At 62.4% G+C, this 14951-nt stretch carries 13 protein-coding genes and 1 pseudogene; 8 read left to right on the top strand and 6 right to left on the bottom strand.

The features are described from left to right. Nucleotides 1–41: 41 nt before the first annotated feature. The gene (locus GKZ67_RS12895; protein WP_173242880.1) at nucleotides 42–2468 is read right to left on the bottom strand and encodes a gliding motility-associated C-terminal domain-containing protein; all 2427 of its coding nucleotides are present in this window, start codon (nucleotides 2466–2468) and stop codon (nucleotides 42–44) included. A 35-nt stretch (nucleotides 2469–2503) separates the two neighbouring features. After that, nucleotides 2504–3709: a hypothetical protein gene (locus tag GKZ67_RS12890; RefSeq protein ID WP_173242877.1), complete on the bottom strand. Its 1206-nt coding sequence runs from the start codon at nucleotides 3707–3709 to the stop codon at nucleotides 2504–2506. A gap of 132 nt (nucleotides 3710–3841) precedes the next feature. Here GKZ67_RS12890 and GKZ67_RS12885 point away from each other — a divergent pair, with 132 nt between their 5' ends. The 4 genes and pseudogenes from GKZ67_RS12885 to GKZ67_RS23595 all read left to right on the top strand — a co-directional run bounded on the left by GKZ67_RS12885 (nucleotide 3842) and on the right by GKZ67_RS23595 (nucleotide 7802). Beyond that, nucleotides 3842–4993, top strand: a complete 1152-nt coding sequence (locus GKZ67_RS12885) for an endonuclease/exonuclease/phosphatase family protein (protein WP_173242853.1) — start codon at nucleotides 3842–3844, stop codon at nucleotides 4991–4993. 137 nt (nucleotides 4994–5130) lie between these two features. Beyond that, nucleotides 5131–6643, top strand: a pseudogene (gene cysS, locus GKZ67_RS12880) (cysteine--tRNA ligase). Between the two features lie 258 nt (nucleotides 6644–6901). After that, nucleotides 6902–7549 carry a M28 family peptidase gene (locus tag GKZ67_RS23600; protein ID WP_254244802.1) on the top strand — a complete coding sequence of 216 codons (648 nt, stop codon included), beginning with the start codon at nucleotides 6902–6904 and terminating at the stop codon, nucleotides 7547–7549. After that, nucleotides 7542–7802: a M28 family peptidase gene (locus GKZ67_RS23595; protein ID WP_254244801.1), complete on the top strand. Its 261-nt coding sequence runs from the start codon at nucleotides 7542–7544 to the stop codon at nucleotides 7800–7802. The genes GKZ67_RS23600 and GKZ67_RS23595 overlap by 8 nt, the downstream gene beginning before the upstream one ends. 56 nt (nucleotides 7803–7858) lie before the next feature. Here the strand turns inward: GKZ67_RS23595 and GKZ67_RS12870 are convergent, their stop codons facing one another. After that, on the bottom strand, nucleotides 7859–8440 hold the full coding sequence (locus tag GKZ67_RS12870; protein ID WP_173242851.1) for a DinB family protein: 582 nt from the start codon (nucleotides 8438–8440) through the stop codon (nucleotides 7859–7861). 99 nt (nucleotides 8441–8539) lie between these two features. Here GKZ67_RS12870 and GKZ67_RS12865 point away from each other — a divergent pair, with 99 nt between their 5' ends. Beyond that, a complete protein-coding gene (locus tag GKZ67_RS12865) occupies nucleotides 8540–9538 on the top strand; it encodes a hypothetical protein (RefSeq protein WP_173242849.1) in 999 nt (332 codons plus the stop codon). A gap of 29 nt (nucleotides 9539–9567) precedes the next feature. On the opposite strand, the gene GKZ67_RS12860 is transcribed toward GKZ67_RS12865, so the two are convergent. Both GKZ67_RS12860 and GKZ67_RS12855 read right to left on the bottom strand, forming a co-directional pair. Then, on the bottom strand, nucleotides 9568–10677 hold the full coding sequence (locus GKZ67_RS12860; protein ID WP_173242847.1) for a hypothetical protein: 1110 nt from the start codon (nucleotides 10675–10677) through the stop codon (nucleotides 9568–9570). Next, nucleotides 10653–10871 (bottom strand): hypothetical protein, encoded by a 219-nt coding sequence (locus tag GKZ67_RS12855; RefSeq protein ID WP_173242845.1) that lies wholly within the window; start codon nucleotides 10869–10871, stop codon nucleotides 10653–10655. The genes GKZ67_RS12860 and GKZ67_RS12855 overlap by 25 nt, the downstream gene beginning before the upstream one ends. A gap of 195 nt (nucleotides 10872–11066) precedes the next feature. Here GKZ67_RS12855 and GKZ67_RS12850 point away from each other — a divergent pair, with 195 nt between their 5' ends. Beyond that, nucleotides 11067–12701 carry an amidase gene (locus GKZ67_RS12850; protein WP_173242843.1) on the top strand — a complete coding sequence of 545 codons (1635 nt, stop codon included), beginning with the start codon at nucleotides 11067–11069 and terminating at the stop codon, nucleotides 12699–12701. A 59-nt stretch (nucleotides 12702–12760) separates the two neighbouring features. Here the strand turns inward: GKZ67_RS12850 and GKZ67_RS12845 are convergent, their stop codons facing one another. Continuing rightward, nucleotides 12761–14170 carry an FAD-binding oxidoreductase gene (locus GKZ67_RS12845; RefSeq protein WP_173242841.1) on the bottom strand — a complete coding sequence of 470 codons (1410 nt, stop codon included), beginning with the start codon at nucleotides 14168–14170 and terminating at the stop codon, nucleotides 12761–12763. Nucleotides 14171–14615: 445 nt separating this feature from the next. On the opposite strand from GKZ67_RS12845, the gene GKZ67_RS25200 reads away from it, so the two are divergent. Together GKZ67_RS25200 and GKZ67_RS24145 are read left to right on the top strand one after the other, a co-directional pair. Further along, complete coding sequence (locus GKZ67_RS25200) at nucleotides 14616–14780, top strand: C40 family peptidase (RefSeq protein ID WP_410505074.1); 165 nt, start codon at nucleotides 14616–14618, stop codon at nucleotides 14778–14780. A gap of 14 nt (nucleotides 14781–14794) precedes the next feature. Next, nucleotides 14795–14926, top strand: coding sequence for a hypothetical protein (locus GKZ67_RS24145; RefSeq protein ID WP_262889602.1), 132 nt, complete (start codon nucleotides 14795–14797; stop codon nucleotides 14924–14926). Nucleotides 14927–14951 lie beyond the last annotated feature (25 nt).

The following is a 14951-nucleotide window of genomic DNA, read 5'->3' as shown; positions in this document are numbered from 1 at the left end:
CTTCCCGCACTTGCTCCATTGCCTGATAATTGCTGGCCTGCTTACCTGATTAGCTCTACCCAGCCCTTGATTGGCGTGCCGCCGTCGGGTGGGGTAAACAGGTAATAATACAGGCCGGGAGCCAGCCCGGTGCCGTCCCAGGTGTTCTGGTAAGCCGCATTTTCGTACACTTGCTGGCCCCAGCGGGAAAATACCTGGAGGCGCGGCGGGCACCCACCCAGGCGCGTGACAAACAAGTCGTTGCGGTTGTCGCCGTTGGGCGTAAATATATTCGGAATGAACATATCCTGCACCTTTATGGGAGGCAGGCTCAGGGTGCGCCCGCAGCGATTCTGGTTAAATGCTACCTTAACGCGGGGCTGAAAAGTGCCGGCCCTGAGATAGGTATGCGTAACGTCGGGGCCGGTAGTCACGGTCGTGCTGTCGTCGCCAAAATTCCAGCTCAGCACAGCATCTGCCGGCAGCCCCGCCGCCGGTTGGCTGAAATGCACCACCAGCGGCGCTACGTTGGAGGGCACGCAGGCGGCCGGTACCAGCACGGGCGCCAGCACTGGCTCGGGCAGCAACGTAATGCGGCGCGTCAGTGCTACCGGGCAGGCCGAGCTGGCGTTAACGGTATAGGTCAGGGCAAAAGTGCCGATACCGGGAGGCGTAAAAACAGCGCCGTTGGCCGACAGGCCCGGCCCGCTCCAGGTGCCGCCTGCCGGCGTAGCGCGCAGGCGAAACGCCTGGGTGCTGCCGGGGCACAGGATGGTATCGGGCGGCACTACCACGTTGGCAATGGGCAGTACCTGCACGGTAGCCGTAGCCTGGCTCGCCTGGCTACCGCAGCTGCTGGAAGCCGCCAGCGAGTACGTAAGCGTCTGGGTACCTACCAGGGCAGTACTGGGCGTAAATACATAGGTGCCGGGGCTAGGGCTGCTCACGCCCGGCCCGGCCCAAGTGCCCCCGCCGGGGCTGCCGGTGGTGAGGGGCAGGGGGCTGGCATTGGCACAGAGCGTGGGCAGGGCCGCCGCGCTGGCGGGTACGCGCGTGCCCACCACTATGGTAAGCGTAGCGGAGGCGCTGCAGGCGCTCGTAACGCCCGGCACGCTGTAGGTGAGCTGCTGATTGCCGGCCAGCGCCAGGCTGGGCGTAAAAATAAAGCCCGTAGCTACCGAGCCCGATACGCCCGGGCCCGTCCAGGTGCCACCCGTAGGCGTGCCGCTTAACCGTATCGGAGGGGAAGTGTCGCATACTGTTTGGCCCGGACCGACCATTGCTACCGTCGGCTCAAAATTCAACTTGAAAGCGGCGTTGTTACAGAAGTTAAAATCAGCCCGCCCATTAGTGGGCGAGTACGAATAAGCCCCTGGAGGTACCGGAAAGCCGTTCAGGTTGCTGCACGAGCAGGCCGCCGCGTATACCACGCCGCGCGGGTCAAAGCGCGAAGAGCCTCCGTCGACGTGGTCGCCTTCCGAAAAAGGAGTGGGGTCGCCGTAGTACGTGGCGTAGCTCAGCTGGGCAAGGCCGGGAGCAAACTGCGCCAGGTAAAAATCGGAGCCGTTGCCCGGCGTGTCGGGTACGGTGCGTACGGCATTGGGGGTCGTAGGCAGGCCATCAGTGAAGCCATTAGAGGCATTGGGCGAGCCATTGCCATAGTAGCTATACGCCTGTTGGTTTACCATGCCGCCCCAGCCGCAGGCATATACCCGGTCGCACTGGTCAACCAAAAAGGCCGTGGGCGAAATATCGATAGTAGCGCGCCCGCTGCCAAACACCGTACTCAGCAGCGACTTATCCAGGTCGGGGCTGAGCTTTTGGATAAACTGCCGGCTTCCCGCGTTGCTGTACACACCGGGGCTTACCGGCCAGCTGCCCAGCGTCTGGCCCAGCAGATACACCCCGCCATCGCTGCCCAGCTGCACAAAAAACACCTGGTCGTAGCTGCTGGTACCCAAGAAGGTAGCCCGCTGTACCGCGCTGCCATCGGCCGCGATACGAGCCACGAAGCCGTCGACGCTGCCCGCATTGTGGGGCTGCCAGCCGGTTGCCGTGCCCGGCAGGCTGGCGCTGAGCGTGCCGCCGCCCACGTATACGTTGCCATTCGCGTCGAGCTGCACCGAGTAAGCAGCATCAGCGGCCGTGCCGCCCAAAAAGCCGCTCCATAGTAGGGTGTTGAGGTTGGGCGAGAGCTTGCACACTACTGCATCGCAGGAGCCGCCCTGGTAGGTGCGCCCAAAGCTGCCCGCCGAGGTCGGAAAGTTGACGGAGCTGCTAACGGAGGCCACGTACACATTGCCCTGAGCATCGGTCAGAATGTCGCCGCGCAGCGCATCGCCGTAGTTTTGAGGTAGTTGCCGCACCGTCGAAATGGGGTTGTAAGCAGCAATGCCATCGTTGCCGCTGCCGCCCAGGTATGTAGCAGCCAGCAGCGACCCGCCGTCGGCACTCAGGCGGGCTATCACCATATCGGTGCCGCTGGCCACCCGGTAGATAGCGGCCGGGGCATAGCCAAACGGGTCTACCGACTGCCCCCCGCAAACCCGCGCTGCACAGCGCCATCGGTAGTGGGAAAATTGGTTGAGGAAGTGCTGCCCAGCAGCAGCAGCTCATTTCGGGCATTTACGACCAGGCTGCTCGGGAAGTCGTCGCGGTTGCCGCCCAGGTAAGTGGCCCACACCCGCGCCGCGGGCCCGTTAACGGCGGGGTTATATTTGATAAGCGCTATGTCTATCACGCCGCTGAACGAGGTCTGAAACGCGCCCGGGGTGGTCGGATAGCTGGGGAGGGCAAGCATATCATCGAGCACAATGCCGCCCGAATACAGGTTGCCGGCTGCATCGTAGGTAGCCGTGAAGCCCCAGTTGCTGCCCTTGGCCCCCGAATAGGTAGAAAACACGACGGTAGGGTCGATGACCAGGGGCCGGCTGTGGTCGTAGGCCCCGAGCTCGAACGATACCCGCGCTTCGGCGGTGTTCAGGCGGTAGCGGCAGGCCACCGCGCGGCGGCTGCCGGTAGCCGGGTCAAGCTGATAGGCGTGCGGCGCCAGCTCGGTGAGGCTGCCCACCGTGGTGCCCACGTGCAGCTGGCCATCAGCGCTGAGGGTAAGCCGGGTGGCTCCCTCATAACGCAGCTGTACCCGGCCGGCATCGGCCCCGGCGGCCACCTCAAAGTCGTATTCGAGGTGCTGGGTCGCATTCTCGTAAAAGCGGGTGGCTATACCGGGCCAGGGAGCCTGGTAGCGCACCTGCCGATAGCTGGGCACGGCGCTCGCCCACTGGGTGGCATCGCTGCCGTGCAGGTAGTTGCGCACCTCGCCGGTAGCCTCAGCCGGGGTAAGGCTGGTAGTAGTATCAGCTCCTACAAAGCGCACCCGAAGCTGGTGGCCCCGGATGGCTCCCGCAGGCCCGGCAACTGCCGCTGCAATGCCGCCCGCCGAGGTGGCCGCCGGGCCTGCGGTGCCGCCCTTCCAGGGCTGGGGGTGCTCAACGTGCTGTAGTAATATATAGTGGAGGCCGCCTGGCTCCAGGCAAAGGTGCCCGCCGGGCACGGCGGCCGCATAGCGCACGGCGGCCGGCCACTGCCCTTTGTTCGGTACAAACTCCAGGCTTGCCGGGGTTTCGGGTGGTAGGGTGGGCATAATGGCCGGCGCAGTGGCCCGCTGCCCCCGGGCCGGGCCGCTAAGCGCCACCAGGAGGCATAAAATGGCGTAGATTTTTTTCGACATAGCAAATACTATATAAGGCGCATGCGTAAAGCTAAGCCGCGGTGGCCAAGCCCTGACTATTGGCGCGGCCCGCTCGCGCCGTCGCCGTATTTTTGCCGTGCCCAAGGCGTGCTGATGCGCTGCTGGCTTGCTGTGAGCCGTCTGCTTTCCTATCGATTTACCCTGCTGGTGCTGCTTGGCCTGCTGCTGAGCGTAGCGGCCGAGCGGGTGCCGGGCCGACAGCTTTCACTGGCTCCGCTGCTGGCGCTCACGGTGCCGCTGTGGCTGGTGCTTACCGGCTTGATGGCGCTATACTGGGCGTTGCGTCGGCGGCGCATCACGCTGCTGCCGCTGGCCGTGCTGGTGCTGGCCTGGCCGCAGGTGCAGCGCGGGCTGCCGCTACACGCAGCCGGCTTGCGGGCCCTGGCATCGGGCTACGTAAGCGACTCCCTTGCGCAGCAAGCCCGGCCTGGGGCCACCCTGCGGCTGCTTTCGGCCAACGTGCGCATTTTCAACGTGTATGCGCAGCTGCGTAAGCCTGACCCGGCCGCCCCGGCCAACTTTATCAGCTGGCTGGCCGCCAGCCGGGCCGATGTGCTGTGCCTGCAGGAGTTTTATCAGGAGCCGCCCGGCACCCGCTCGGCCGATGGCAGTCTGTTTCGGGTAGGGGAGCGCGTCGGGGCCGAGAGCGGCCGACAGGTATTCGTTTCCAAAAGCCTGACGAACAGCAGTGGCGCGCAGTTTGGGTTGGCTATTTTTTCGCGCTTCCCCATTGTGGGGCGCGGCGAAATCGCCTTCGGTCGCCTCAGTCAGAACCACGCCATGTGGGTGGATGTAGCCGGCCCCGGCCCGCTCGACACCGTCCGGATTTTCAACGCCCACCTCCAAAGTATGAGCATTGACGAGAGCGACCTGGTAAAAGCCAGCTCTTCCAAAGCCGGCTTCGAGAGCAAGGGGCGGGGCTTGCTTGGTCGCTTTATACGCGGTGCCGCCGCCCGGGCCTGGCAGGCCGATACCCTGCTGGCGCACATCCGGCGCGCGCCCTACCCGGTGCTGCTGGCCGGCGATTTCAACGATGTGCCCTATTCTTATGCCTATACGGTGTTGGCCGGGCAGCTGCAGAATGCCTGGGCCACTACCGGCTTCGGGCCCGGCAATACGTACCACGGCAGCCTGCCGCCGCTACTACGCATCGACCAGCAGTTTGCCGGCTCGCCGTGGCAGGTGCTGGGCTGTCGTATCCACACCGAAATTCCGTATTCCGACCATTTTCCGGTGGAGGCGGTATATGAGTTGAGAAATTGAGTGGTGAAATAACTCCTGACAGATGCTTAGCCATTCCTACTGAACTTTGCCGGACCTTCGCCGTTCGGTTATCTACGCCGCCCCGTGCCGGGAGCCGCCCCTGAAAGCGGCTTGCTGCTTATTGTTTACTACTGTCCATGTCGCTGACGCTCTATAACACGCTGTCCCGCAAGAAGGAAAATTTTGAGCCCCTGCACCCGCCGCTGGTGGGCCTGTATCTGTGCGGCCCCACGGTTTACAACGATGCGCACCTGGGCAACGCGCGCGGGCCTATTGTGTTCGATGTGCTTACCCGCTACCTGCGCTACCTGGGCTACCAGGTGCGCTACGTGCGCAATATCACCGACGTCGGCCACCTGGTAGGCGATAGCGATGAGGGAGAGGATAAGCTCGCCAAAACGGCCCGCGCCCAGAAGCTGGAACCCATGCAGGTAGCCCAGCACTACACCGTGCGCTACCGTCAGGCCATGGCCGCGCTCGGCTGCCTGCCGCCCGATATCGAGCCCCAGGCCAGCGGCCACATTACCGAGCAAATCGGCCTCATTACCGAAATTATCGGCCGGGGCCTGGCCTACGAGGTCAATGGCTCGGTGTATTTCGACGTGCCCAAGTACAACGCCGAGGGCCTGAGCTACGGCCGCCTTTCGGGCCGCGTGGTGGAAGAGCTGCTGGCCAACACGCGCGCCGAGCTGGCCGGGCAAGACGAAAAACGCTCGCCTACCGACTTTGCGCTCTGGAAAAATGCGGCCCCGAGCACCTGATGCGCTGGCCCTCGCCCTGGGGCGAAGGCTTTCCCGGCTGGCACCTCGAATGCTCGGCCATGAGCCGGAAGTACCTCGGGGCCGACTTTGACATTCACGGCGGGGCCTCGATTTGATGTTTCCGCACCACGAGTGCGAAATTGCTCAGAACGAGGCCTCTAACACCCCCGGCACCGGCGCCCGCTTCTGGCTGCACAACAACATGCTGACCGTGAACGGCCAGAAGATGAGCAAGTCGCTGGGAAACTTCGTGACCCTGAATGAGATGTTTCAGGGCCAGAGCGCCGTGCTCTCGCAGGCGTATTCGCCCATGACGCTGCGCTTCTTCTTCTTGCAGGCGCAGTACCGCTCGCCCATCGACCTCTCCGACGAGGCCCTGCAAGCGGCCCGCAAAGGTTTCCGCAAGCTCATGAACGGCCTGCGGCTGCTGGACAGTGGGAAACTGACAAGTAACAGGGAAGAGGTGGCTGCCCTCAATGAGCAAAAGCTGGCTGCCAATAGCCAGCAGCTGACTGCGCTGGCCGCCAAGCCGTTCGAGTTTCTCAACGACGACCTTAATACGCCCCGCGCCGTGGCCGCCGTGTTTGACCTGCTCAAGCGCTTCAATACCTTGGCGGCCAGCCCCGCCGCGCTGGCCGAAGTAAGCCCCGAAGCTGTAGCCGAAGCCGCCGCTGCCTACCGCACCGTGGTCAGCGACATTCTGGGCCTGCGCGACGAGCCCCGCGCCAGCGCCGAAGACCTGCTGGCCCTGGCCCTGGGTTTTTACCAGGAAGCCAAGTCGGAGAAAGCTTACGATAAGGTTGACCAGATTCGCACTGCGCTTAAGGGGCAGGGCATTGTAATTAAGGACACCAAAACCGGCGTCGAGTGGGCCTATAGTGAGGAGTAGGGCCTACTAGCAGAACTTTGTCTGCTGATGAAGGAAGCATCTTATCACGGCGGCTTTCATCAGCATACCACTCAATGCGGCGCGGGCGTGATAAGGTCCTTCGCCAGCTCAGGATGACAGTCGTAATTTTATGCGTTTCCAACCCCTTCGCTACTCTTTGCTCGCCGTGGCTGGCTTAGCCCTGCTCACGGCCTGCCCCTCCGAAAAGCCGGCTGAAGGCACGGCGGCCAGCCCCCAGCTGCCACCAAGGCCCCTAAGGTGCCCGCCTTCAACGCCGACTCGGCCTACGCTTATACCGCCAAGCAGGTGGCATTTGGCCCGCGCGTGCCCAACAAGCCGGCCCATACGGCCTGCGGCAAGTACTTGGTGGCTAAGCTGAAAAGCTTTGGCCTGGCAGTGCATGAGCAGCCTTTTCAGGCTATGACGTTTGATGGGGTACAGATTAGCGGCCTCAACATCATTGCCCAATACCAGCCCACGGCCGCCCGGCGCATTGCGCTCTTTGCCCACTGGGATACCCGCCCCTTTGCCGATGCCGACAAGCAGCACAAAAATGCCCCCATGGACGGGGCCAGCGACGGGGCCAGCGCCGTGGCTACGGCCCTCGAAATAGCCCGCGTGCTCAGCCAGCAGCCGGCCAACCTGGCGCCTAACGTCGGCGTGGATATTATTCTGGTTGATGCCGAAGACTGGGGCCACGATGATACGACGCAGGCTGATGTGAAAAACCAGCTCGCCGGTAGTGGTACCGACTCGTGGTGCCTCGGCTCGCAGTACTGGGCCAAGCACCTCGTGCCGGCCGGCTACAAAGCCGAGTACGGTATTCTGTTCGATATGGTGGGGGCCAAAGGGGGCGGTTTACCCGCGAAGGGCCTCGCTGAAAAATGCCCGCTCGGCGGTGGATAAAATCTGGAATACGGCCGCTAAAATCGGCTATTCCGATTATTTCCTTTTCTCCGATACCGGCGAAATCCTCGACGACCACGTGTATACCAGCCAGGCGGGCATCCCGACGGTCGATATCTACGACCACCCACCCTACGGCGGTGACTACTTCCCGGCCTACCACCACACCACGGCCGACAATATGAGCATCATCGACCGCAAGACGATGAAAGCGGTGGGGCAGACGGTGCTACAGGTGCTTTATGATGAGTAAGTAGCGTAATGGGAGAAATGTCGTTCAAGAACACAGAACGACATTTCTCCCATTTCTCATTTTCTGGCAGCGATAGCTGCCTGCTCGGCCTGCTTTACGTAGCGGTGCATGTGGGTAACCAGGGCCTCAAACACATCGGTGAGCCGCAGGCGCAGCCACGGATACAGCGGGTTGGGGATGCGCACCGTGCCGGCATCTACCTGGCGAGCCAGCAGCAGCAGGCGCAGCAGCTCGTCGAGCTGGCGGTTAAAAGCTTCTACTACGGTACCGGTAAGGCGTACCCCAGTGGGCGCAAACTGCTTGGGGCGACGCAAAAGGTTGTCGCCCAGGCCATTGTTGCGTTGGGCAGTAGCCGTAAAGTAGCGTCCCAGCCAGCCGCTACGCACCTGAGCACCGGCTACCGAGCCACTGGCCTGGGCCAGCCGCAGCCGGGCTTTTAAGCTGGGCAAATAATAGCCATTTACTATATTTAAATGCTCCAGGCATTGGGCCGCGCTCCATTTATCGAAGGCCGGGCGGCGGTTGAGCTGCTCGGAGGTGAGCGGACGCAGGCGTTGGTGGGAGAGCACGCGCAGGGCCAGCACCTGGTTGGTAAGCTGGTCGAAAAACTCGTTAGTGTCGCGTGCGGAAGCACTCATAGCGAAAGAATAGCAATCAGAACGGAACGTTTGAGTTGTAATATTACGGCGAAGCCTGGGATAATACCCTAGTTCTGCACTGGCTTTTTGCTTCCGATTATGCGCTCTTATACTTTCTGCCTGAATCGCGTGCTGGGGTTACTGGGATTATTACTCGCTGCCGCTGCCGGGGCCGCCGCCCAGGCCGTACCAAATCCGGGGGAGAAAATTGAGAGCCTGGTCACCTTTGGCCCGCAGGCTCCCATCACGAGCGGCGACGACGACTTTACCCAGACATTCTTCTTTCTGGTGCCCGCTGCCGAGCGGCGGCCCATCTACATCCGGGTATTTGACCCCGATTGCGGCGGCCAGCTCGATGCCAAAGTGGGCGAGTTTAATACCCGTACCGAGTTCAGCCTATATGGCGGGCCGGGCACGCACTCAGCCAAAGGCGCTACCGACCCGCGCCCGGCCAGCCCGGCCGGACCGCCCAGCGGCCGGCTAATCAAGCAGCAGACCTTTGGCGTGGAGCCGGCCTACGATGGCGGCTACTTCACCTTCGGCCCGCTCAACCCGCTGGAAGGCGAGCTGGTAGAGCAGTTTCAGGGCTATGTGTATAAGGTAGTGGTGCGGGGCGTAAGCGGCAACGATGGCAATCTCTATCGCTTTTTTCTGAGTAGCAGCCCCAATCTGAACGTGCCCATTCCGGGCGGCAACGCCTTTACCTATGAGTATTGCTTCCGCATTCCGGCCGCCCCACCCACGGGCCGGCCGGTTACGGTGCATCTCTATCCGTTTGCCAGCGAGCACGTTGTCAGCATCAAGCAAAGCAACTTTGATGTCGACAACTCTGCTACGCTGACTGTCTTCAGCATTGCCAAAAATGGCCATTCTGCCCCGGTAAGCGGCGATGGCCAGTGGGCGAGCAGCGTGCTCCCCATCGACCCCAAAGAGTTTGGCTTATCCCTTGATTTTCGCCTGGTAAGCAAGGCCACCACGTTCAACGATGTCGTATTCTACGTCACTGACCAGTACGATACCGCGCTACCCTTCTTCGCCGTGCCGCTGGGTGGCCCACCGAAGTATAAGTACGATATAGATATTAAGGTGCATCGATAGAAGCCAGTTTGGGGACTTGGCTTGTTTACTCAGACTTCGTCCCGTCCACCGTTGCGGCGGGGTGTGGGGCCATAGTCGCCATCCTTGGGCTGGTCATTTTCTTCGGGGCGGAAGTCGGCCCGGTTTTCCTGCCCATAATTTCCAGCTTTATCCTGCGTAGTAACCCCATCCTGCTCGGCAGGGCGAGCGCCGGGGTTGTGGTCGTCGTAGGAGCCGCCCTTGGAGCCAAACCCCTGGCTGGTATTGCCTTCCTTCGAGCCGGCGGGGCCGAAGCCGTTGCGCGAGTCGCCGGTCTGAGGATTGCCGGGCCGGGCCTCTTCGCTGCGGGCGTGGCCGTAGCCATAGCCGGAGTTTTGCGGCGCATCGGGCGAGTTGACGGGGGCAGCGGCTCCCTGGCCGGCGGGTGCATCGCCCTGGCTACCCTGGTTGTCGTAGCCCCCGCGCGAAGAGCGCTGGTCTTCGTGCTGATTGCGGCCGGCTACGCCCGCCTCTACGTGGTTATCGGTAGTGCCGGCCGGCAGGCCCACGCCCGAGGTATGGCCGTAGTCGGCCGCGTAGGCACCGCCCACGGTAGGCGCCCCATTATCATTCTGAAAAGCCGCCACTTCCCCGGTTTTGTCGGGCAGGTTGCGGTTGTCCTGGGTGTTGCCGCGGCCATCGGTAGGCGGCTGGCGGGGGGCGCTGGTATCACCAAAATGAAGGCTCGTCGGCGCTGGGGTATCACGCACGGCGTGGCCCTGCTGCTCGGGCCGGGCGTCGCGGCCGTCGTAGTCGCGGTAGGCATTGTGCTGCGGGCCGGGCGCAGCCGCGCCCTGGCCGTAGTATTTTTCCTCGTTGGCCTCGGCAGCCGGGCGCTCGGCCGCCGTCTCAAACTCGCGGTACTGGTTGCCAAAGCCTCCGTGGGTAGCGCCCTGCGTGCCCTGCTCGCCAAATTCGCCCCGGTTGGCATCGGCACGCTGGTTGCTGGCCCGGTCGTGGTCCTGAAAGCTGCCCTGCACATCATTGCCGAAGTTGCCGCCATAAATGTTGGGCTGCTGCGAAGACAAGGCCGGCGCTGGCCCGGCAGTGAGGTCGGAAGGATGGGCCTCGCGGTTTTCTTGTTCGCCGCCCGGCTCTACAGCGCCCTTGCCTGCTTCCATCTCACTAGCAAACAGCTCTTTCGTCGAAGGGGCTGGGTGTTATCGGTACCCGGCTGCATCGCCGGGGTAGGTCGTTGTAAGGAGCTGTTGGCTAGCGCATCCTGCGTATCAGCTCCCACTTTAGCGGGCTTGTCGGCCGATTGGGCAGGTTTGTTGCCGGCTATTTCGTTGGGTTGGTCGTTGAGGCTGGGCATAAGAAAAGACAGAAGAGGGTGGAGAAGAGCTAGTAGCGCGTAGCGCAATACTGCTTACCTATACGCCCCGGCGCGGCTGGTGTTCGGCCCGGCTGCAAGGCCCCGGAAAATAGCAGGACCGCAGCCTTGCGGGCGGCATCGGTGTCCTTACTTTTGACTCCTTACTTCTCTTGCCTATCAGCTGCTTTTTACTTCATGCAACGCCGTCAATTTCTTCAGCATGGCACGCAGGCCGCGCTGGCCTCGACTCTGCTTCCGCTCGCCGCTGCCGCTGCGCCCGTTTCTTCAGCTCCGGCTACTGCCGACAGTAAGCCAGCCGTTGCTGCTGCTCCTTTTGCGCTCAGTGAGCTAACCATCGCCGACCTGCAGGCGCAGCTAAGCAGTGGCAAGGCCACCAGCCGCAGCCTGTGCCAGCAGTACCTGGCCCGCATCGCGGCTATCGACAAAGCCGGGCCTGGTCTGAACGCTATCATTGAACTGAATCCTGATGCGCTGGGCATCGCCGATGGCCTCGATAAAGAGCGTAAGGCCGGCAAGCTGCGCGGCCCGCTGCACGGCATCCCGGTATTGATAAAAGACAATATTGATACCGGCGATAAGATGCAGACCACGGCCGGGGCGCTGGCGCTGGCGGGCCACCACGCCGCCCACGACTCGTTTGTGGCCAAGCAGCTGCGGGCGGCCGGGGCCATCATTCTGGGAAAAACCAACCTGAGCGAGTGGGCCAATTTCCGCTCGACGCACTCGGCCAGCGGCTGGAGCAGCCGGGGTGGCCAAACGCACAACCCGTACGTCATCGACCGCACGCCCAGCGGCAGCAGCGCCGGCTCGGGCTCGGCCGCGTCGGCCAGCTTGTGTGCGGTAGCCGTGGGCACCGAAACCAATGGCTCTATTGTGTCGCCTTCGTCGGTGAATGGCCTGGTGGGGCTCAAGCCTACCGTGGGGCTGGTGAGCCGCACGGGGATTATTCCCATTTCGGCCACGCAGGATACCGCCGGCCCCATGGCGCGCTGCGTGCGCGACGCGGCCCTGCTGCTGGGCGCCCTAGCCGGCCCCGACCCGGCCGACGCCGTGACTGTATCGGCCAGCAACCCCGCGAAAGCGGCCGACTACACCCGCCTGCTGCGCCCCGACGCGCTCAAAGGGCAGAAGCTGGGCGTGGAGAAAGGCCACCTGACCAGCCAGACCGCCGGCGGCGAGCTGCTGCGCCAAGCCGTGGCCGTGCTCAAAGCCCAGGGCGCCACCATGGTCGAAGTGGATGTGCGCACCGCCACCCAGCCCATCGGCGAAGCTGAGTTCGACGTGCTGCTCTACGAGTTTAAGGATGGCGTAAATAAGTACTTGGCCAATACCAAAGCCCCGGTTAAAACGCTGGCCGACGTCATTGCCTTCAACAAAGCCAACGCGGCCAAGGCGATGCCCTTCTTCCAGCAGGAAACGCTGGAGCTGGCCGAAAAAACGGATGGCCTGACGGCCGAGAAATACACGACGGCTTTGCGCAAGGTGGTCGATATCTCGCGCCAGGCCCTGGATGCAGCCCTGAAAACCGACGGCGGGCTGGCGGGCATCGTGGCCATCACCACTGGCCCGGCCGCCTGCATCGACCTCGTAAACGGCGAGTACAACACCGGCCCCGGCTACTCGGGCGCGGCCGCCATGGCCGGCTACCCACACCTGACGCTGCCCATGGGCTACGTGCACGGTCTGCCCATCGGGCTTTCCATCGTGGGTGGCCCCTACAAGGAAGCTGAAATATTAGGTTTAGGCTATGCTTACGAGCAGGCTACCAAGCACCGGAAAGCACCGGAGTTTAAGGCAGTGATTGGGTAATGTCAGTTAGCAATTAGCAGTTAGCAGTTAGCAGTTAGCAATTGTTAACTGCTAACTGGCTAAAATATCTTTCCCGGATTCAGAATGCCATGCGGGTCAAACACCTGCTTGATGCCGCGCATGAGGTTCAGGTTGGCCTCGGCCAGGGCAATGTGCATGTAGGGCTTCTGCACCAGGCCAATGCCGTGCTCGCCCGAGATAGTGCCGCCGAGCTGCACGCAGAGCTGGAATATCTCGGAGATGGGTTGGCGCAGGCCCACGTTCCACTGCTCGTCGGTGAGCGCGCCGCGAATGATGTTGACGTGCAGGTTGCCGTCGCCGGCGTGGCCGTAGCACACGCTTTTGAAGCCGTAGCGCCGGCCGATTTCCTTCACGCCTTTGAGCAGGGTAGGCAGCTCGGCGCGGGGCACTACCGTGTCTTCCTCCTTATACACCGAGTTGTAGCGCACCGAATTGCCGATGTTGCGCCTGATTTTCCAGAGGTCGTCCTTCTGCCCGGCCGTGTCGGCCAGCAGAATTTCGCCCACATCGTAGCCTTCCAGCACTCCGTACACCTGCTCGGCCTCCTTATACAATTCGTCAAGGTCCTGGCCATCGAGCTCAATGAGCAGGTGGGCGGTGATGTCTTCGGGCAGGGTGAGCGGAATTTTCAGGTAGTCGGACGACCAGGCAATGGCCTCGCGCTCCATAAACTCCATGCCCGACGGAATAACCCCGGCCCGGAACACGGCCGACACCGCCTCGGCCGCCTGCGCCTCCTGCCGGAAAGGCACCAGCATCAGAATAGTGTGCTTGGGGTAGGGCAGGAGCCGGAATACCGCCTTGGTGATAATGCCCAGCGTGCCTTCCGAGCCCACCATCAGCTGGGTGAGGTTGTAGCCGGTGGCGTACTTCAGGGTATTGGCACCGGTCCAGATAATATCGCCGGTGGGCAATACTACCTGTAGGTTCAGGACGTAGTCGCGGGTGGTGCCGTACTTCACGGCCTTGGGGCCGCCGCTGCTCTGGCTTAGGTTGCCGCCCAAAAAGCACGAGCCCTTGCTGGCCGGGTCGGGCGGGTAAAACAGGCCCACATCCTGCACCGCGTTCTGAAACGCCTCGGTTACCACACCCGGCTCCACGGTGGCTTGCAGGTTGCGCTCATCAATCTTCAGAATTTTATTGAAGCGCTCCATGCTCAGCACTACCCCGTTGTGAACAGGCAGCGCCCCGCCGCTGAGGCCGGTGCCGGCACCGCGTGCCGTAACCGGCACGCGGTGCTCGTGGCAGAGCTTCAGGATGGCGCTTACCTCTTCCACGGTGCCGGGGCGCAGCACCACATCGGGGGCAAAGTGGAAATCCTCGGTGTGGTCGCGGCCGTAGCTTTCGTACTGCTGTGCCTCGGTAGTGGCGGCCGTGAGTACGTGCGCCGTGCCTACGACCTGTTCAAAAGCAGATACTAGCGCGGGAGTAAGGGCGTTGAATGACATGCGTGTAAAAGAACGGCTGGCAGCCGCCGGGCTATATTTGCCAGTAATGCAGAGTGAGAAAACGAAGGTAAGGCCAATAGCGAAAGCACGAATTGCGGCTTGCCGCCCGGTTACCAACCCAACCTGGCAGCGCTACTATGGCCTGGCGCTGGTGTTGTTGCTGCTGGCCAGCAGCTGCCAGCGCAAGCTCAACCAGCATAACGGGCGCTACTACTCGGCCCGCGACATGGCCCGTATGAAGCACGGCCAGCGGGTAGCTGGCCCGAGCGCGACCAAAACGAAAACCAAGACTACTACAGCCGGTAGTGGCGGCGTGGCAACCACTACTAAAGTAGTGATAAAGCGGCCTTTGCGCACCGGCAATGCTACCGGGGTGCTGGCCAGCGTCATCGACAATGCCCGCGCCTACCAGGGTACGCCCTACCTGTTTGGCGGCACCACCCGCATGGGAATGGACTGCTCGGCCCTGCTCCAGCTGTCATTTGCTGAGGCAGGCATCACCATCCCGCGCTCATCGAATGAGCAAGCTGCCTGGGGCGACCCGGTGAAACCCACCGAGCTGCGGCCCGGCGACTTTTTATTTTTTGGCGCCTCCCCGGCTCGCAGGTAATTACGCACGTTGGCATGGTGACGGTAGTCGATGAGGAAGGCGTCGAGTTCATTCACGCCTCTACCTCGCTGGGCGTTATAGAAAACAGCTTCGAGGCCGATTATTACCTGAGCCGCTTCATTCGGGCTGTACGACCGAAGCTATGACCTTTTGATGAAGTGAAAAATGAAG

It is taken from the genome of Hymenobacter sp. BRD67, assembly GCF_013256425.1.
GTDB lineage: Bacteria > Bacteroidota > Bacteroidia > Cytophagales > Hymenobacteraceae > Hymenobacter.
This window is presented reverse-complemented; position numbering and strand designations above follow the sequence as displayed.